General features: G+C 58.7%; 19 protein-coding genes and 2 pseudogenes. 20 read left to right on the forward strand and 1 reads right to left on the reverse strand.

What is annotated here, in order from left to right; genetic code table 11:
• Positions 1-124: 124 nt before the first annotated feature.
• Complete coding sequence (locus ACUVTA_RS03630; RefSeq protein ID WP_445951616.1) at positions 125-385, reverse strand: hypothetical protein; 261 nt, start codon at positions 383-385, stop codon at positions 125-127.
• 272 nt (positions 386-657) lie between these two features.
• Between ACUVTA_RS03630 and alaS the strand changes: the two genes are divergently transcribed.
• The 20 genes and pseudogenes from alaS (at position 658) to ACUVTA_RS03730 (ending at position 18263) form a co-directional block, all read left to right on the forward strand.
• Positions 658-3288 (forward strand): alanine--tRNA ligase, encoded by a 2631-nt coding sequence (gene alaS, locus ACUVTA_RS03635; RefSeq protein ID WP_445951617.1) that lies wholly within the window; start codon positions 658-660, stop codon positions 3286-3288.
• A 125-nt stretch (positions 3289-3413) separates the two neighbouring features.
• Positions 3414-3674 (forward strand): IreB family regulatory phosphoprotein, encoded by a 261-nt coding sequence (locus ACUVTA_RS03640; RefSeq protein WP_445951618.1) that lies wholly within the window; start codon positions 3414-3416, stop codon positions 3672-3674.
• A gap of 108 nt (positions 3675-3782) precedes the next feature.
• Positions 3783-4211: a Holliday junction resolvase RuvX gene (gene ruvX / locus ACUVTA_RS03645; RefSeq protein WP_445951619.1), complete on the forward strand. Its 429-nt coding sequence runs from the start codon at positions 3783-3785 to the stop codon at positions 4209-4211.
• 81 nt (positions 4212-4292) lie between these two features.
• Positions 4293-4568: a DUF1292 domain-containing protein gene (locus tag ACUVTA_RS03650; RefSeq protein WP_445951620.1), complete on the forward strand. Its 276-nt coding sequence runs from the start codon at positions 4293-4295 to the stop codon at positions 4566-4568.
• Positions 4569-4582: 14 nt separating this feature from the next.
• Positions 4583-6103, forward strand: a complete 1521-nt coding sequence (locus ACUVTA_RS03655; protein ID WP_445951621.1) for a VanW family protein — start codon at positions 4583-4585, stop codon at positions 6101-6103.
• Between the two features lie 6 nt (positions 6104-6109).
• Complete coding sequence (gene mltG, locus ACUVTA_RS03660; RefSeq protein WP_445951622.1) at positions 6110-7204, forward strand: endolytic transglycosylase MltG; 1095 nt, start codon at positions 6110-6112, stop codon at positions 7202-7204.
• A gap of 54 nt (positions 7205-7258) precedes the next feature.
• Positions 7259-7972, forward strand: a complete 714-nt coding sequence (locus tag ACUVTA_RS03665) for a hypothetical protein (protein WP_445951623.1) — start codon at positions 7259-7261, stop codon at positions 7970-7972.
• A gap of 32 nt (positions 7973-8004) precedes the next feature.
• Positions 8005-8982, forward strand: a pseudogene (locus ACUVTA_RS03670) (peptidoglycan D,D-transpeptidase FtsI family protein).
• A gap of 126 nt (positions 8983-9108) precedes the next feature.
• Positions 9109-9297, forward strand: a complete 189-nt coding sequence (locus tag ACUVTA_RS03675) for an FmdB family zinc ribbon protein (RefSeq protein ID WP_445951624.1) — start codon at positions 9109-9111, stop codon at positions 9295-9297.
• Positions 9298-9350: 53 nt separating this feature from the next.
• Complete coding sequence (trxA, locus tag ACUVTA_RS03680; protein WP_445951625.1) at positions 9351-9689, forward strand: thioredoxin; 339 nt, start codon at positions 9351-9353, stop codon at positions 9687-9689.
• A gap of 229 nt (positions 9690-9918) precedes the next feature.
• Positions 9919-10386, forward strand: a complete 468-nt coding sequence (gene rimP, locus ACUVTA_RS03685) for a ribosome maturation factor RimP (protein ID WP_445951626.1) — start codon at positions 9919-9921, stop codon at positions 10384-10386.
• Positions 10387-10398: 12 nt separating this feature from the next.
• The gene (gene nusA / locus ACUVTA_RS03690; RefSeq protein WP_445951627.1) at positions 10399-11505 is read left to right on the forward strand and encodes a transcription termination factor NusA; all 1107 of its coding nucleotides are present in this window, start codon (positions 10399-10401) and stop codon (positions 11503-11505) included.
• Positions 11506-11558: 53 nt separating this feature from the next.
• Positions 11559-11849: an RNase P modulator RnpM gene (rnpM, locus tag ACUVTA_RS03695; protein WP_445951628.1), complete on the forward strand. Its 291-nt coding sequence runs from the start codon at positions 11559-11561 to the stop codon at positions 11847-11849.
• Positions 11831-12145 (forward strand): L7Ae/L30e/S12e/Gadd45 family ribosomal protein, encoded by a 315-nt coding sequence (locus ACUVTA_RS03700; protein WP_445951629.1) that lies wholly within the window; start codon positions 11831-11833, stop codon positions 12143-12145. Before rnpM ends, ACUVTA_RS03700 begins: the two co-directional genes overlap by 19 nt.
• 31 nt (positions 12146-12176) lie before the next feature.
• Positions 12177-12311, forward strand: a pseudogene (locus ACUVTA_RS03705) (translation initiation factor IF-2 N-terminal domain-containing protein); the annotation flags it as partial.
• A 288-nt stretch (positions 12312-12599) separates the two neighbouring features.
• On the forward strand, positions 12600-15023 hold the full coding sequence (infB, locus tag ACUVTA_RS03710) for a translation initiation factor IF-2 (protein WP_445951634.1): 2424 nt from the start codon (positions 12600-12602) through the stop codon (positions 15021-15023).
• A gap of 14 nt (positions 15024-15037) precedes the next feature.
• A complete protein-coding gene (rbfA, locus tag ACUVTA_RS03715) occupies positions 15038-15403 on the forward strand; it encodes a 30S ribosome-binding factor RbfA (RefSeq protein ID WP_445951630.1) in 366 nt (121 codons plus the stop codon).
• Positions 15378-16379, forward strand: a complete 1002-nt coding sequence (locus tag ACUVTA_RS03720) for a DHH family phosphoesterase (RefSeq protein ID WP_445951631.1) — start codon at positions 15378-15380, stop codon at positions 16377-16379. The genes rbfA and ACUVTA_RS03720 overlap by 26 nt, the downstream gene beginning before the upstream one ends.
• On the forward strand, positions 16376-17305 hold the full coding sequence (gene truB, locus ACUVTA_RS03725; protein ID WP_445951632.1) for a tRNA pseudouridine(55) synthase TruB: 930 nt from the start codon (positions 16376-16378) through the stop codon (positions 17303-17305). The genes ACUVTA_RS03720 and truB overlap by 4 nt, the downstream gene beginning before the upstream one ends.
• Positions 17306-17330: 25 nt before the next feature.
• Complete coding sequence (locus ACUVTA_RS03730; RefSeq protein WP_445951633.1) at positions 17331-18263, forward strand: bifunctional riboflavin kinase/FAD synthetase; 933 nt, start codon at positions 17331-17333, stop codon at positions 18261-18263.
• The last annotated feature ends 146 nt before the right edge of the window (positions 18264-18409 follow it).

Genomic DNA, 18409 nt, shown 5'->3' on the forward strand with positions numbered 1-18409 from the left:
GGCTATGGCGAGGCTTTGAGGAGATGCTAGTTTAATTTGTAGTGCCATGTAAATTATTCCATTTTGTGGGTATCTCTTCAGAAATTATGGGTTGTTTTTTAAGCTGGTTTTTCAGAGACCTCGTCTAACGGGTGCTGGGCACTACTTTTATATCGGGAGTAATCTCTCTTTCAGTCCCGTCGAGTGCCGTTTCGGTAATCTTCAGCTTCCCGTCGAGAATCGAAGGGACGACCGCCTCGCTGCCGCATCTCTTGCAGGTAAACTTCCAGGGGCAGCCGCACTCGGCGGGCGGCGTCCAGTTGACTTCACTGCTGCCGCAATCCTCGTGACGCACGGCGATCTCCTGCGCCAGCTCGTCGAAGCTAAAGGTCGCGTCCGGGTCCATACGTTTTACGGTGACGACGAAGATGCTGCTTCACCTCCCCAAGCAGCCGGGTGTTACCGGTGGCCGGTGTCCGGGATTGACTCTTTTTGTTCTTTTGGGGGGTGATTCGCTCTCCGGCCCGGAACTTCCTGCTCGGGCCGCAAAAAAGTTCCGGCGGTGAGAAGAAAAGGCGCCGGAGCCGGTGGTGCTTGACCCTATCTTTGGTTCCGCTATATAATGAAGCGATAAAGGCTGTGGCAGCGTTTGACTTTTTAAGTGGGGGTTGCCTGTTGATGGGAAGCGAGGAAATCCGCCAGCTCTTTCTCGATTTCTTTGCCGCAAGGGGACACCGTGTTTTACCAAGCGCTCCCCTCATCCCGGCGAATGATCCGAGCCTGCTATGGACGGCGGCGGGGATGGTCCCCTTTAAGCCGTACTTCACGGGGGCGGCGCAACCGGAGTACCGGCGTGTTGCCACTTGCCAGAAATGCCTGCGGACGCCGGATATCGAGTCGGTCGGTAAAACCGCCCGCCACCTCACCTTCTTTGAGATGCTCGGCAACTTCTCCTTCGGAGACTATTTTAAGGAAGAGGCGATTCCCTGGGCCTGGGAATTGGTAACCCGGGGCTACGGGTTGCCGGCCGATAAGCTCTGGGTTTCGGTTTATCTCGACGATGACGAGGCTTATCGCCTCTGGCGGAAGGTCGGCGTCCCTGAGGCGCGGATTGTCCGGTTAGGGAAGGAGACGAACTTCTGGGAGATCGGGGTGGGGCCCTGCGGTCCCTGCTCCGAGATCCACTTTGACTTTGGCCCGGAGCATTCCTGCGGTCCCGACTGCGGGGTGGGCTGCGACTGCGACCGCTTCCTGGAGATCTGGAACCTGGTCTTCATCCAGTTTTACCGGGACGAAGCGGGTAACTATTCGCCCCTCGCGCAGAAGGGGATCGATACCGGGATGGGGCTCGAACGCATTACTGCGGTCCTTCAGGGGGGCAAGACCGCTTTCGATACCGACCTTTTCCGGGACGTGATCGAGGAGATTGCCGAAGTCTTGAAAGTAGATTATAACGCCGGCGGCGACGCGGGGCGGGCTGTGAAGGTCATTGCCGACCACATCCGGGCCGTAACCTTCGCGATTGCGGATGGGGCCCTGCCTTCGAATGAGGGCCGGGGCTACGTCATCAGGCGGCTCCTGCGCCGGGCCGTCCGGTTTGGGAAACTTTTGGGCTGTGAGGAGCCCTTTTTGGACCGGGTGGCGGTGCGGGTGATCGATAAGATGGGTGCGGTTTACCCCGAATTGGAACAACAGAAACGGCATATCCTGCGCACGATCAGGATCGAAGAGGGGCGCTTTCTGGAGACGCTGAGCCTGGGCACGGAGATTCTCAACCGGATGATTGCTGACGCCCGCGCGCAGGGGCGGCGCACGTTTTCCGGTGCGGCGGCTTTCAAGCTTTACGACACCTACGGCTTTCCGCTTGAGCTTACGGAAGAGATCTGCGCGGAAGAGGGGCTGACGGTTGACCGCCAGGGATTTGCGACGGCAATGGCCCAGCAGCGGGAACGGGCAAGGCACGCCCGGGAGACGACGGAGTATCTCGGCGAGCGCGAGCGTTTTTACCGGGAAGTGCGTGATGCCGGGGTCGTATCGCGCTTTACCGGTTACTACGCGCTGGAGGAGCCGGCACGGGTGCTCCTGATGGTAAAAAACGGGCAGCGCGTTGCCGCTGCCGAAAAAGGGGAAACGGTGGAGGTGGTGCTCGACGCAACGCCTTTCTATGCGGCGGCCGGCGGTCAGGTGAGCGATACCGGTGTTTTTACCGGGCCCGGACTCCTGGCGGAGGTCGAAGATGTCGACCGCCCCGTGGAAAACGTTATCGTCCACCGGGTCAGGGTGGTTGCGGGCACACTGGCGGAGGGGAGTATTGTGACCGCGTCTGTTGACGCCCCGCGTCGCAAGCAGACGGCGCGCAACCATACGGCAACCCACCTTCTCCACCAGTCTTTGAAGGCGGTTTTGGGAGTGCACGTGAATCAGGCGGGCTCGCTGGTTGCGCCAGACCGGTTGCGTTTCGACTTTACCCATTACGAAGCGCTGACGCCGGAAGAACTGGAGCGGGTGGAGGCCATGGTTAATCAGGCGATCCTGGCCGCGCTTCCGGTGGAAACCTTCGAAACCACGCTTGGCGAAGCACGGGCGATGGGTGCCGTGGCCCTTTTCGGTGAGAAGTACGGGGAACGGGTACGGGTCGTCAAGATCGGCGAGTTCAGCATTGAACTCTGCGGCGGCACCCACCTGAAAAATACAGCCGAAGCCGGCCTCTTCAAGATTGTTGCCGAGGGCAGTGTCGCTTCGGGCGTCAGACGTATCGAGGCGGTTACCGGGAACGCGGCCTTATCTTACATCAACGGCATCCTCCGCGATTACCAGGAAATAGCCGGTATTTTAAAGGTGGCGCCGCGCAACCTCGCCGCCACGGTGAAGGCGCTTGCCGATCAGGTAAAGGAGCTCGCGCGGGAGAACGAGGCGCTCAAAGACCGGCTTGCTGCCGGGGAGGTGCAGGACCTGCTAAAAAAGGTAGAGGTGGTCGATGGGATGAAGGTGCTGGTGGGTAAAGTTGGCACTGCCGAGATGCCCCGGCTCCGCAGCCTCATCGATGTTTTGCGGGAGCGGCTCGGCTCCGGGGTCTTCATCTTAGGCGGGACGGCGGAAGGTAAGGTGAGCTTAATCGCGGCGGTAACACCGGACTTAGTAAAGCGCGGTTTTCATGCCGGGATGCTGGTTAAGGAGCTGGCCAAGCTGGTTGACGGCGGCGGTGGGGGGCGACCAGAGCTGGCGCAGGCGGGTGGTAAGAACCCGGCGGGGTTGGAAGAAGCGTTACGGTTTGGTAAGGCTCTAGTTCGGGAGAAATTAAAGGGATAAAAAAATATGAGGAGGCGGTGGCAGCGCCGCCAAAAATTCCTCGCTGCCGGGAGGGAAAATGGATATAAGAGGTGTAATATCTTATGTAAGAGTGTTGTCTTAGATCAGATCATGGGGGGTCGGGTGTGGGACAGGGTGATTATGGCGAAAGAACCGTTACTTTTAAAGTGCAGCGGGAAGAGCCCCAGACGATCCGGGAGATTATTCTGGCGGTTATTGCGGCCCTTGAAGAGAGAGGTTATAACCCGGTCAACCAGCTTGTCGGGTACCTTCTTTCTGGTGATCCGGCCTACATTACGAGCCATCGTAACGCCCGCAACCTGATCCGCCGGTTGGAGCGCGACGAACTCCTTGAAGAGCTGGTACGGGCTTACTTACAGAAGTAGTTTGGGGTTGGTGGCTAGGTTAATTAGCTTAGTTAAGAATAAATTATTAAGAGAAGCCAAAAGGCCAGGGGTTACTCTGGCCTTATTTATCAAAAAGCGGGTGGTTGCGTGCGCTTTTTAGGGCTTGATGTGGGGGACCGGACGATAGGAGTGGCACTTAGTGATCCCCTTGGTATCACGGCCCAGGGGTTAACGGTCTTGGAGCGGGGAAGTATAAATGATGATGTGGCCAGAATCCTCTCGCTGACGGCGGCGCATGGTGTTGACGAGGTGGTTGTCGGGCTGCCGCGTTCTCTTGACGGCAGTGTGGGGCCGCAAGCTAAGAAGGTCCTGGAGTTGGCGGCCCGGCTGGAAAAAGAAGGATTAACGGTAAGGCTATGGGACGAGCGTTTTTCCACGCGGGCTGCGGAACGCCACTTGATCGCGGCGGACGTGCGGCGGGAAAAGCGGCGTCGGGTAATCGATAAGCTTGCCGCCGTCTTGATCCTGCAGAATTATCTTGACCACCAGCGGTTGACTGATTCCGGCAGGGCTTGACGTGTTATTCTCGAAGGTATATAATTCCAGTATCTTTGCCTTATCTTAACGAGAATAAACGAGAAGGAGAAGGGTGATACCATGGCCGAAGAAACGGGCGAAATCATCACGCTGGTCGATGAAGAAGGGGAAGAGCACGATTTTGAACTACTTGACGTCCTGGAGGTTGACGGAGCGGAGTACGCGATCTTGTTTCCTTTAGGACAGGATGATGCGGAGGTTGCCGAGGTTGTTATTTTGAAGTACAGCCAGGACGAGGAAGGCAACGAAATCCTGGTTGACCCGGAAGACGAGGAGTGGGAAAAGGTCGCAGACCTCTGGGAAGAGATGCAGGAACTGGGTGATAACGAAAGGTAGGAGGGGGCGGCTTTTTGCGCCGCAAGTCGCTTCAGGTTGCGGCAGTGGGCCTTTTCGGCGCGTTTTTGGCGGTGCTGCTTGGCCTTTGGGTGGTGGAGAGGGTTTATGTTTCCCCTAACGTTATTGTTTCTGGGGTTAAGGTCGGCGGCATGGCCTTCGATGGGCTTACCGCTGCCGAGGCGCTGGCCAGACTTAGAGATTACGAAGCGCGGCTTCTGCGGCGACCGGTGCGGTTAGAATGTGCCGGGCGGGCGTGGGCGCTGCCGCTGGCGCGCGCCGGTATTAGTGTCGAGCACGCGAGAATAATCGGCGAGGCTCTTTCCGTAGGGCACAGAGGCTGGTTGCTCCACCGTTACCTGGAACGGTACCGGGTGGCCCAGGAGGGGAAGAAGATTCCCATCCGGGTGCGCGTAGATCGTCAGAAGCTGACCGCTTTAATCGCGGAATTGACGCAGGAGATTACCATCTTGCCGCAGAATGCGGGTTTTAGGGTGCTTCCGGATGACCGGATCATCGTGATTCCAAGCCGGGAAGGGCGTTGTGTAGATGCGACAGGGGCCTACGACCAGTTGGTTGCCATCCTTAACGACCCGGCACGGGAGCCGGTCATCCGGGTGCCCCTGCGAACGCTTACCCCTGAGGATACCACCGCAGAAGTCCTGGCAATGGGGCTCAATTGTCTTCTGGGTGAGTACGCCACTACTTTTGCCCCGGAGAAGGTCAACCGGGTCTATAACATTAGCGTTGCTGCCGGAGCGCTGGACGGGTTGGTGGTTCGGCCGGGGGAGGTCGTTTCGTTTAACAAAGTGGTGGGCCCGCGCAGCAGTGAGGCCGGCTATAAAACGGCGCCGATGATCATTAGCAACGAGTTTGTGGATGCCTTAGGTGGTGGCGTCTGCCAGGTTTCTACGACCCTTTATAACGCGGTGCTCCGCGCCGGATTGGCGGTGGTGGAGCGCCATAATCATTCGCTTCCGGTGGGTTACGTACCAGCTGGCCTTGATGCTACCGTTACGTACGGCGGGGCGGACTTTAAGTTTCGGAACAACACGGATAAGTACCTTTACCTCCGGACGGTAATTCAGGGAAATCGCCTGGTAGTTAAGATTTTCGGGAACAACCGGTTTAAGCGGCGGGTAGAGGTCTGGAGCTGGATCACGGAGGTGATCGAGCCAAAGCGGATTGAGCAGAGCGACCCCAATCTTGAAGCCGGGAGAAGGGTCGTAAAGCAAAAGGGCATCCGCGGTTGCCGGGCGCAGGCGGAACGGTTGATTTATACCGGAGAAAAGGTGGTCCGCGAAGAATTGCCGCCGAGCTTTTACCACCCGTTGGACGAGATTGTGGCTGGCGGGACAAAAGTCGTCCCTACCCTAATTGCACCCCGGGAAGGGGTAACAAAGCCGAAGCTAGAGCCAGAACCGCGGCCGGGAACGACTGTAGAAGAAACCTATCCGCAGGGCGCGGGTTTACCAGGGGGAGAAATCCCGTCGGGGGTAGAATCTTTTGGAGAGACCGTTTATGAAAGTGGGCGTTAGGAGTTTGTGCCGGATTGGGGGAGAATCCGGGAGATAATCTGGTTAAAAAGCCGGTTAAGAATCCGGGAGAGGCTCGGTGCTTTAAAGGCGAGCCGCCGGTTGCTCACCGTTCTTTTGCTGCTGAGCGCCTCGTTTTTCGCTACCGGTTTTACGGGTCTCTATCTTAACTGGGGGCTTGGGGCGCCTGGCGGTAGTAAAAAAATCCTCTTCACCGTACCTAAGGGAGTTAATACCGCCTGGGTAGCGATGGAGCTGCACCGCCGGGGTATTATCAGAAGCCCGGGCAGTTTTCGCTTTTACGGCTACCTCCACAACCTCGATAAAAAGATCGTTAGCGGCACTTACCGCCTTTCCTCCGACATGCCTGTGCCTACGATATTCGAACTGTTGACAAGCAGCAGGCAGATCAGCGTGCGTTTCACCATTCCGGAAGGGCTCACGCTGGACGAGGTTGCTCTCCGGCTGGAGCGACAAGGAATCGTCCGGCGGGAGGATTTTCTCCGGGCGGCGGCCGCAGGCCGGTTTGCCTATCCCTTTCTGCCCAAAGGTCTCAGGGGGCCGGCACGCCTGGAAGGATACCTTTTCCCCGATACTTACGAGGTCTTTCCCGGCATTAGCGCGGCGGCGGTTATCGACCGGATGCTCTGCCGTTTCGCCGCTGTGGCCGAAGAGATCGACCTTGCCGCCGGGGCGGCGCGGCAGGGGCTTTCGCTCCACCAGGCGGTAACCCTTGCCTCACTGGTGGAGCGGGAAGCGAAGCTCGCGGCGGAGCGGCCCCTCATCGCCGGTGTGCTCTATAACCGCCTCCGGCGCGGGATGCTCCTGCAAGTCGACGCTACGGTAGAGTACGCGCTGGGGGGGCACCGCGAGCGGATTTTATACCGGGATCTGGAAGTCGATTCACCCTATAACACCTACCGGGTGCGCGGCCTTCCTCCCGGCCCCATCGCTGCCCCCGGCAAGGCTTCCCTCCTTGCCGTGATTCACCCGCAACAGACGGACTATCTTTACTACGTTGCCAAACCGGACGGTAGCCACGCTTTCGCGCGCACCTTAGCGGAACATAACGCCAACAAGCAGCGCTACCAGCCGAGCCCGTAGGTATAAGTTGCGTCGTAACTGGTAACTCTTCCATAAAAAAGAGCGAGGAAGAGGATGTACCGGTACCGACGGCGCGTTATATTTCTTTTTCTCTGCGCGGGACTACCCTACGGCGGGCTGCTGCTGCGGCTGGCCCATCTTCAGGTGGTGCGCGGTGCTGCATACGCCTATGCTGCCTTCAGACAGCATGCCGATATGCTACCCCTTGAAGAATACGCGCGGGGAAGCATTCTTGACACCCACGGTATCTCCCTGACGGGGGAACATTGGGAACAACGAGTAGCGGTGTTCCCCGCCCTAATGAGGGAGAAACAACGGGTGACAGCCGGCCTTGCGGCGCTTCTGGGAGTTCCCGCAGCGGTGGTGGCGGCGCAAGTCGGGCGTGACCCGGTTTGCCTTCCCTACCGTCTGACGGCTGAGCAGGCAGCGGCGGTAAGAAAAGCCAGTTGGCCAGGGGTTGTGGTCGTTCCCTACCGGGAGCGCTACGGCGCGAGACCCCTAGCAGTGCCCGTGGTGGGGCATCTGGGCCGGATCGGTTCGGGCGCGGAATACCGGAAGCTGGCGCGGGGCGGAAAACCTTACGCCTTTGACGATTACGTGGGCCGGAAAGGGTGCGAGTACTACTACGAGTACCTCCTTAAAGGTACCATGCCCTGCGCTGCCGCCGGGATTTACCGGGAGATGCGCGGGGTAGGGTTATCGGGGGCCTTGGGGTCCGCCTCGAAAGGTTCAAAGACGCCGGGCGGTCCGACCTGGTTCTGTCTATAGACAGCCGGGTGCAGCGGGCCGTAGAGTCGGTAATGGACGCGCGGGTGAGCCGGGGAGCAGTGGTGGTACTCGCCGCGAGAAAAGGCGATATCTTAGCCGTGGCCAGCAGACCTGCCTGTGCGCCGGCGCATCCCGGCGGCGGACAGGCAGATGGTGCCGCCTTTGTAGTCCGGGCCTTCGCCCCTTACCCGCCGGGTTCGGTATTTAAGATCCTGGTGGCCGCGGCAGCTTGTGAGGAGGGCGTGGTAAAGCCGGAAAGTCGCTTTTTCTGCCGGGGCGATAGGGATCCCCTTATCCCCTGCTGGCTCCCTGCCGGTCACGGCACCATTACCTTCGCCCGCGCCTTTGCCCAGTCCTGTAACCCGGTCTTTGCGTAGGTGGGGCTGGCTCTCGGGAAGACGCGGCTGCTTGCTTACTACCGGCGCTGCGGCTTTACCGAGCGGTGGGTGGTGGGCTACCTCTTACCGCGGGACCCACGACAAGAGGCGGGTTATTGCCTGCAACCCCACGACCTAGTCAACCTGAGTATAGGCCAAGGCCCCCTTCTGGTAACGCCTGTTCAGATCGCGGCCCCGGTCAACGCCGTCGTCAACGACGGGGTCTATATCCGGCCGCGCCTGGTAAAAGGCTTCCGCTGGCGCGGCGTTTTGGAGGAGCTGCCGCCAGATAGCGGCAGGCAGGTTTTTTCGGCCGCAACCGCGGCCAAGTTACGGGAAATGATGGTGCTTTCGGTGGCCGAAGGTACCGGCCAGCAGGGTGCCACAGAGGAATGGAGTTGTGCGGGGAAGACGGGGACGGCCGAAACGGGAGGCAGCAGAAAGATCGCTTGGTTTGCCGGGTACGCACCGGCCGCACGGCCTAAGTATATCGTTGTGGTTATGGTGGAAAACGGTGCGAGTGGGGCCACGTCTGCCGCGCCGGTTTTTAGGGAGATTGTAAAAAGTCTCCTTATCTCAAGAAAATTTGCAAAATACCACTTCATCTTTTCCGGTAAAAAAGTTAAAATATAATAAGTGTTATGCTATTCGGGAGGCTACCCATCACCGGTTACCGTTTAAAGGGTGCCTCCGGTGTGTTATGCTATTTTTGTACGGACAGCCAGACCACATGAACATGACGAGGGAGGAGTGAGTTGCGTGCCCCAGTACGAATTTGCGTGCCGGCGTTGCGCTCACCGCTTTACGGTGCTGGTCAGCTGGGCGGAGAAGGAGAATGTCCGTTGTCCTAAGTGCGGGAGCAGCGATCTGAAACAGATTTGGAGTCCTTTCAGCGCTCGAGGCGGGGGTGCGGTTGGCGGTTGTCAGCCAACGACCGAAGGCGGGTGAAGGATCTGATCCCGGCGGGCCGTGGGCTCGCGCAGGTTTGAAAAAATGCGGGGGTGAAGCTTTCCATGGTTATCGAGGTTAACGAACGGAATTTCGAGGAGGAAGTTTTAAAGAGCGAGCTACCGGTGCTGGTCGATTTTTGGGCGGCCTGGTGTGGACCTTGTCGGAGCATGGCCCCGATAGTGGATCAGGTGGCTGATGAATTTGCCGGACGGGTGAAAGTAGCCAAGCTTAATGTTGATGAGAACCTGGAGCTTGCCCAGCGTTACGGGATCAGGGGGATTCCCACCCTCCTCTTTTTTCAGCGCGGTAAGGTGGTGGCCCAGGAGGTAGGCTATACGCCTAAAGAGACCGTGGTGCAAAAACTGCACCGCCTGTTTGGGGTTGAGTAGACTGGCGGGTAGCCGTTTTCATGCGGGACTTACAGCTGGGTCCGGGATTCGGGGGTCGTTCGCGGCAGGAGTTGCGGTATAATTTCAGTTGCCCGGGGACCTGATTCTGTGCTATACTACGTTTGGTAGCGGTTGTGACGTTTAAGTCCTGGCAAAGAGTGGGTAGTTCCCACTCTTTCGTGTTAATTTGGGGGTACCTGAAGATCTATTGGGTGGGGGTTTTTTCCCGGTGCAGGTGAAACATAAGATTGTCGATCGGGTGCAGGCGGTTGCCGCCCCGCTAGCGGCGGCGCTCGGTCTGGAAATTGTTGACGTGGAATACCGGAAGGAAGGAGGCCGCTGGGTCCTGCGGGTCTTCATCGATAAGGCGGACGGGGTGGGGCTTGATGATTGCGAGGCCCTCTCCGAGCGACTCGGACAAGAGCTTGACCGTCAGGATATTATTCCCCACGCCTACGCCCTGGAGGTATCTTCCCCGGGGATCGAACGGCCGCTCAAAAAGCCGGCCGATTTTTTGCGTTTTACCGGCCGTGAAGCGTCTATTTTAACCGTAACTCCTTTTGCAGGGCGGCGCAAATTCACCGGCAGGATTACGGCGGCGGACGAGGAGAAGGTGCGGTTGTTGGTCGAGGGGACCGAAATAGAGATTCCGTACGCGGCAATTCAGAAGGCTAACTTGGTATTTCACTGGCAGTAGGGGGGCTGACGCTTGAATATAGAGTTTTTAAGAGCACTGCGCGACTTAGAGAAAGAGAGCGGTCTTTCGACCGAGATGCTGTTGGAAGCGATTGAGGCAGCGCTTCTCTCGGCTTACCGGCGCCACTTCGGCTCGACGCAAAACGCTCGCGTCTATATCGACCGGGAAATGGGTGAATGTCGGGTTTTTGCCCGACGCGTGGTTGTTGAGTCGGTTAGCGACCCGCGGGCGGAGATTTCCCTCGCGGAAGCCAAGGCAATCGACCCGCGTTACGAGGTAGGCAACATCGTGGAGCTAGAAGTCACCCCCAGGGATTTCGGCCGGATCGCGGCCCAGACGGCGAAGCAGGTGGTGGTCCAGCGCATCCGCGAGGCCGAACGAAACATGATTTACGAGATGTACGCTAGCCGTGAAGGGGACATAATCACGGGGACGGTCCAGCGGGTAGAGCAGCGCCATGTCTATATCGAGTTAGGAAAAACCGAGGCGGTCCTCCCGCCGGCGGAGCAGATACCCGGCGAGCGTTACCGGCCGGGTGACCGGATCCGCGCGTTCATCCTGGAGGTGCGGAAGACGCCTAAGGGCCCCCAGATCCTCGTTTCGCGGACGCACCCGGGATTTCTGCGGCGTCTCTTTGAGATCGAGGTGCCGGAGATCCAGGAGGGGCTGGTGGAGATGAAGGCGGTAGCCCGTGAGGCGGGTGTCCGTTCCAAGATCGCGGTTTACTCTCGCGACCCGAATGTTGATCCTGTGGGTGCCTGCGTTGGCCCCAAGGGAGTCCGGGTGCAGGCGGTGGTTAACGAACTGCGTCACGAGAAAATCGACGTTGTTCGGTGGGACCCCGACCCCTCCCGTTTTATAGCCGAGGCTTTAAGCCCGGCGAAGGCTGTAGCGGTGGAGGTGTGGGAGGAAGAAAAAATTGCCCGCGTCATCGTGCCGGATAGCCAGCTTTCGCTGGCTATCGGTAAAGAGGGGCAGAATGCACGCCTGGTGGCGAAGCTAACGGGGTGGAAGATTGACATCAAGAGCGAGTCGCAGATGGAAGAGATCTACGCCCAGGAGTACGCCGCTTTTTATAAGGAACAGCAGGAAGAGGAGTTTGCGGAGCGGGGAAGCTGATAGCGGAAAAATGGCTTTTGTAACCAGAGTTTTTTGTGCCGGGGCTTGGGGGTATGGGTTTGGCGCGGCATAAAAGGGTGCCGTTACGGCAATGTGTTGGCTGTCGCGAGATGAAGCCGAAAAAGGAGCTTATCCGGATAGTGCGGACCCCTGATGGGGCGATCTTGGTTGATCAAACCGGGAAAAAATCGGGGCGGGGGGCTTACATCTGCGCATCGCCAGAATGTATAAACGCAGCAATTAAAAATAAAAGGCTACAGCGCGCGCTTGAGCGAGATATACCTACGGAAATAATTGATGCCATTCGAGAGGAGTTGATGCGGCGGTGCCCGCCAAAAACATAGTCCAGCTCTTGGGGTTAGGGCAACGAGCCGGCCAGGTAGCTTCCGGGAATTTCGTTGTCCGGGTTAAAATCAGGAAACGGGAAGCGCGGCTTGTAATTGTTGCTGCCGATGCCGCCGGCCAGACTGCCAATGATTTCCAGCGCTTTGCACGGGGAACAGGAATTCCGGTTGTGGTTTACGGCCGGAAGGCCGAATTGGGGGCCGCACTTGGCCGGCCGCCCCGGGCGGTGGTAGCCGTTCTCGATGAAAGTCTCGCGGCACGCATCCTTAACCTGATAGGGGAGGGCGAGAAATAGGCTTGTTTCGTTTAGAGGCGGAGGTGATGGAATGGCGAAAAAAAGGGTGCACGAACTGGCGAAAGAGCTAAAGATGGAGGGTAAAGAATTGATAAAAAAGCTTGCCGATTTAGGCATTGAAGTCAAATGTAATTTCTCGGCTTTGACCGAGGAAGAGGAAAGGAAGCTACGGACCTCGCTTGCGGTTAGAGCCACGCCACTGGCAGGGGAGCAGGCTACGGTGGTAAACCCTTCTCTTACAAAACATAGGGAAGAGCGGGAAACGCCGGAGGCTGGTAGAGAAAAGGCTTCCGGAAGGGCGTTGTCGCAGACGCAGACGGAACCGAGAGAGCCGAAGGTAGCAGTGAAAGATACGTCTGCCCTTTCGAAGTACGGGCCGGGTTTGGTCGATAAGGTGCCGCAACGTCCTCCCGACCGAAGGTTTGCGGAGCGCCCGCTGACCTTCGAGAAAAAAATGGGCAAAGGTATCTTGGGTGGGATTACCGCTCCTACCGTGCGGCCGGAACCTAAGGCAGCTCCCGCAGCTAGGCCGACGGATACCAGTAAGGAGCAGGGCCAAGCGCCCGTTACGGAGCCGGTTAGACCGGTGGCTACCGAAACGCCCGTGCCTGAGAAGCCGGCCGATACGGCACCTGCTCCCGTACCAGCAGTCCAGCAGGCTACGGGAGCGGCGGTAGTGCTGCAACCGCCCGAGGAAAAGAAAGTAGCGGGTGCTGTCGGGAGGGGGGTGGTTACCCTGCCGGAGCCCCCGCGCGAGCGGGAGGCTGGCGGGGAGCCGGAAGGGCATAAACCTCATCCGCGACCCGCAACCGGGGCTGGGAAAGCCAGACAGCCGAAGGAAGGGCGTCCGCATACCGGACGGCGCGAGGTGCCCGGCGAGAGAAAAGAGACCCGTTCTGCGGTTGACCGGCGGCCGCCAAAGCTCGGTGTGATTCCACCACCGCCGCAGGTGGATAAGGCGAAAACTCAGCCGAAAACGGAGCGCTTCAAGCCGGAGAAGAAGATCAAAGAGCGCGCTACAGATCGTTTCCTGCCGGAATGGGAAGAAGAAGGCGAAAAACTTAAGAATAAATTGGTCAAGCGGCGGAAGGAGACTTCGGCGCAGGTCCTGAAGCCGGTGGAGAGAAAACCGATTCAGATCGGCGAGACGATCACCATTAAGGACCTGGCGGAAAAGATGCACGTAAAGGCCGCCGACCTCATTAAGAGATTGATGATGCTTGGAATGCTGGTGACGATAAACCAGGAAATCGACGCCGAGACAGCGACGATTCTGACTCAAGAGTTCGGCTACGAGATTGAGGTCAAGCCGGAGTTCGACATTGAATCGCTGCTGGCCGAAGAGCCGGAGACCGATCCCGCGGCGCTGAAACCCCGGCCGCCGATAGTAACGGTGATGGGCCACGTGGACCACGGCAAGACGTCGCTCCTGGACGCCATTCGTAAGACCAACGTGACCGCTACGGAAGCAGGGGGCATTACCCAGCACATCGGTGCTTACCAGGTCGAGAAGAATAACCGGAAGATCACCTTCATCGATACCCCCGGTCACGAAGCTTTTACCGCGATGCGGGCGCGGGGGGCCAAGGTGACCGATGTGGTGGTACTGGTAGTGGCGGCCGATGACGGGGTCATGCCCCAGACGGTTGAGGCCCTTAACCACGCCCGGGCAGCCAACGTACCAATTGTGGTCGCCCTGAATAAGATCGATAAACCGAACGCCAACCCCGACCGGGTGAAAAAAGAACTTGCCGACCAGGGCCTCGTTCCGGAAGAGTGGGGCGGCGACACGATTGTGGTTCCGGTTTCGGCTTTAAAGAAACAGGGGATCGAAGACCTTCTGGAAATGATCCTGCTGGTAGCCGATATTTTGGAACTCAAGGCCAATCCGGACCGTCCTGCGCGGGGAACGATCATCGAATCGCGCCTCGATAAGGGACGCGGGCCTGTCGCCACCGTGCTGGTGCAGAACGGTACCCTCAATGTCGGCGATACCCTCGTTGCGGGCCAGCAGTTTGCGCGGGTCCGGGCCATGATCGACGACCGTGGCCGGCGGGTGAGCGAGGCAGGGCCTTCGACGCCAGTAGAGGTGCTCGGCTTTTCAGAGGTGCCTGAGGCGGGCGAGGCCTTTGTGGTTGTAGAAGAGCGGTTGGCTCGCCAAATTGCGCAGAAGCGCCTGGCAAAGAAGCGGGGGGAAGAGGCCCGCGCCCGGACGAAAATTGCCCTTGAGGATGTCTATAAGCGCATCCAGGAAGGACAGATTAAAGAGTTGCCGCTAATCGTTAAGGCTGATGTCCAAGGCTCGGCTGAGGTTTTAAGTAAGGCCCTCGAGCGCTTGGGCACTGACGAAGTCCGGGTTAACCTGATTCATACGGGCGTAGGGGCCATCACGGAAACCGACATCATGCTGGCCTCGGTTTCCGGGGCGATCATTATCGGTTTCAACGTGCGCCCCGACGTAAACGCCCGCAAGGCGCAAGAGCACGAAAAGGTCGATATCCGGCTCTACCAGGTAATCTACGACGCGATTAACGATGTGAAGGCGGCCCTCTCCGGTTTGCTTGAGCCCGAGTACCGCGAGGTTGTGACCGGACGGGCGGAAGTGCGGAAGGTCTTCCACGTTTCCCGGCTGGGCACCATTGCGGGTTGCTACGTTAGCGAGGGCAAGGTGAACCGGGATGCGAGTGTCAGAGTAATCCGGGACGGGGTTGTGGTGCATACCGGCAAGATTTCTTCCCTTAAGCGGTTTAAGGACGATGTTCGCGAGGTGGCGCAGGGCTTTGAGTGTGGCCTGATGATCGAAAATTATAACGATATCCAAGAAGGAGACGAACTGGAGTTCTTTGTAACCGAGGCTGTCAAGCGCCAGCTTGAGTAAACGGAGGTAAATTGATGGCACACCGCGCAGCGCGTTTGGCCGAAGCGATTAAAGAAGAGCTGGCTGACATTTTCCAGAATGAGCTAAAGGATCCCCGTCTCGGTTTTGTTACGATTACCAGGGTCGAGGTGTCGTCCGACCTGCGGTACGCGAAAATTTTTCTGAGCGTCTATGGTTCGCCGGCGGAGTGCGAGAACACGCTCAGGGTGCTGGAGAGAGCCCAGGGTTTCATCCGCAGCCAGCTCGGCCGGCGGATTAGACTCCGCCATGTCCCGGAGATTAGTTTCCGGTTTGACCCCTCCATCGACCACGGCGTAAAGATTGCGCGCCTGATAGATGAACTAAAGAAGGACGGTGGGGCCAGTGAACAGCCTGAGTAGGGTGGCCGAGGAGCTTAAGCGGGGGCGGCGGTTTCTTATTGTCGGGCACGTGATGCCGGACGGTGACTGCATCGGATCGATGCTGGCGCTGAGTCTAGCGTGCGAGCGGGCGGGAAAGGAAGCGGTCCTGGCTCTGCCCGGGCCGGTACCGTCAATTTACTCCTTCTTGCCGGCCGTCGACCGGATCTATGTGGGGCCTGCGCTGCCGCAGGTTGGTGCGGTTAACGCCGTTGTGATTCTTGATACTCCGGTTCCGGAGCGGCTCGGGAACTTAGAGCCTGTGATCAGCGAATTGCGAGCCTCCGGGGTACCGACAATCTTAATCGACCACCACGAATCGGCAGCGGCGTACGCGGATCTCAATTTTATCGATCCCGGGGCGGCGGCGGTGGGTGAGATTATTTTCGACCTGTTGAAGCTTCTTGGCTGGCAGATCGACATGATGATTGCCACCTGTCTTTACGTGACGGTGGCGACCGATACGGGTGGCTTCCGCTACGAGACGACCACTGCGGCTACCCACCGGCGCGTGGCGGAGTTTATCGAGGCTGGGGCCAACGTGCGCGAGATCAGCCTGCGGGTCTTTGAAGAGAAACCGTTCAAAAGTATTGAAGCATTGCGAGCGGCGCTCAACACGCTCGAGCGTAGCCCCTGCGGCAGGGTCGCCTGGATGAGTTTGCCGCGGGAGGTAGCGGTAGCGCTTCAGCTCGCGGACGAGCATACTGACGGGATCGTGAGCTACGGCCGGATGATCGAGGGGGTCGAAGTAGCGCTCTTCTTTCGGGAGATGGATGATGGCCGGGTAAAGGTAAGCTTTCGCTCGAAGAATTTTGTTAACGCGAGCCGGCTGGCCGCTCAGTTTGGCGGGGGCGGTCACCCGCGGGCGGCCGGTGCGGTGGTCCAAGGAGAACTGGAGCGCGTTAAAGCGGCGGTAATCGAGGCGGCGGTCGCCGCTGTCCGGGAAGAAGGGCAGTGACGGCACCGGTGGACGGAGTGGTTAACGTTTTAAAACCGCCGGGAATGACGTCGCACGATGTTGTGGCCTGGGTGCGCAGGTTGGTTGAGTTGAAGCGGGTTGGCCATACGGGAACCCTTGATCCTGGCGCGGCTGGTGTTCTTATCTTGCTGCTTGGACGGGCGACGCGGGCGGCCCAATTCATCGCGGACGATAAAGAGTACCGGGCTGAAGCCGTCTTCGGGATTGAGACCGATACGCAGGACGCATGGGGCAGGATCACCGCCTGCCGGGATGCCTCCGGTTTGCGACCAGAGGACGTTGCCGCCGTCCTCCCGTCCTTCTCGGGACGGATAAATCAGGTGCCGCCGCCCGTATCGGCGGTGCACTACCAGGGCGAACGGCTTTACAAACTGGCCTGGGCCGGTAAGGTAGTGGAGGTGCCGCCCAGGACGGTTGAAATTTATTCGCTGCGGCTTTTGGACGGGAAATGGGGACAAAAGCACCCCCGCGCCCTTCTTCACGTTGCCTGCTCTAAGGGGACCTACATCCGAACCTTGGTTGCGGCGATAGGGAAAGCCTTAGGCTACGGTGCGACTCTAAGCTTCCTGTTGCGGACGCGGGTGGGTTGCTTTGAGGTAGGGGCAGCCTATGCCTTGGAGGAGTTGGCTGCGCTTAAAGCAGAGGGGAGGCTGGAGGAGGCTGTTATTCCGGTTTCTGAGGCTCTAGCCCACCTTCCCGCGGTAGTGGTGAAACCTTCGGCCGTTAAGGCGGTACGCTGTGGGGGCCGGCTCTACCCTGCGGGTACGGTGGATTTTGGCGGCGCTTTGGAACCGGGTGCGCTGGTCAGACTCGTGGCGGGGCAGGACCTTTTGGCCATTGCCCGTTTGGAGTTGACCGCAAACGAAGAAATCGCCTTCAAACCGGTTTGGGTTTATGCTTCCTAACTTTCAGGGCAGGGGAGGTTCGATCTTGCAGGTTCTGACCAGTTATCATGGCTTACGGCACCTATACCGGAAGATTTGCCTTGGACTTGGCAATTTCGATGGGGTTCATCTCGGGCACCAGCGCTTGATTAAGCGACTGGTAGAGTATGCGCGGCAGAACCAGGGAACAGCAGCAGTTTTCACTTTTGAGCCTCACCCGGCCATGGTTTTGCGCCCGGAAGCGGCACCGCCGCTTCTGCTTGCTCCCGAGCTTAAGCAGCGCTTGATCGCCAGTTTTGGCGTGGATATCCTGCTCGCTGTCCCTTTTACCCGGGAATTTGCGCTGCTCTCGCCGGAGGCGTTTGTCCGCGAGGTGCTCTGCGCGGAAATCGGTGTGGCGGCGGTTTTTGTCGGCTACAACTATACCTTCGGCCACCGGGGTGCGGGAACGCTTGAGACCCTGCGGGAACTCGGCGCGCGGTACGGTTTTACGGTTGAAGTGATCCCCCCGGTGCTGGTGGACGACCAGCCCGTATCTTCTACCCTTATTCGCGGTCTGATTGCGGCGGGAAAGGTGGAGGAAGCGCGGCGTTACCTTGGTTATTATCCTGTGTTCGCCGGAACGGTGGTGTCGGGTGCGAAGCGGGGAACCGAACTCGGGTTCCCGACAGCGAACCTTGAGGTTGATTCCCAGGTTTTGGTCCCGGCCAACGGGGTCTACGCGGTAAAAGCGGTGGTTGACGGGGAGGTTTTTCTTGGGGTGGCTAATATCGGCATCTGCCCGACCTTCGCGGGTAATGCTCCGGCCGGGCGGCGGGTTGAGGTCTTTCTCTTCGACTTCCACGGCGACCTTTACGGTAAGCGGCTCGAGGTAACCTTTACCAGGCGGCTGCGCGAAGAGCGCCGCTTCCGGTCGGTTGCGGAACTTGTGGAGCAGATCCGGCGGGATGTGGCTGCGGCCCGGGCGCTTGGTGAATAAGGAGATTTGCCGCGGCCAGACAATAATAAAAGGGGGTTTGTGCTTTGTATAATGGTAATGGTGTGGTAGGGGTAATACTTATCCTGGATGAGCCGCGTTCGAGTAAAATTTGAGTAGGGGTAACAGGATACATTAGAGGAATAAGT

The organism is Thermodesulfitimonas sp., assembly GCF_052743955.1.

Bases quoted from the DNA above. Each gene is read 5' to 3' on its own strand.
- ACUVTA_RS03630 (WP_445951616.1), bottom strand. From the start codon at position 385: ATGGACCCGGACGCGACCTTTAGCTTCGACGAGCTGGCGCAGGAGATC.
- ACUVTA_RS03665 (WP_445951623.1), top strand. From the start codon at position 7,259: ATGTACCGGTACCGACGGCGCGTTATATTTCTTTTTCTCTGCGCGGGA.
- infB (WP_445951634.1), top strand. From the start codon at position 12,600: ATGGGCAAAGGTATCTTGGGTGGGATTACCGCTCCTACCGTGCGGCCG.
- alaS (WP_445951617.1), top strand. From the start codon at position 658: ATGGGAAGCGAGGAAATCCGCCAGCTCTTTCTCGATTTCTTTGCCGCA.
- rnpM (WP_445951628.1), top strand. From the start codon at position 11,559: ATGGGTTTGGCGCGGCATAAAAGGGTGCCGTTACGGCAATGTGTTGGC.
- rbfA (WP_445951630.1), top strand. From the start codon at position 15,038: ATGGCACACCGCGCAGCGCGTTTGGCCGAAGCGATTAAAGAAGAGCTG.
- ACUVTA_RS03650 (WP_445951620.1), top strand. From the start codon at position 4,293: ATGGCCGAAGAAACGGGCGAAATCATCACGCTGGTCGATGAAGAAGGG.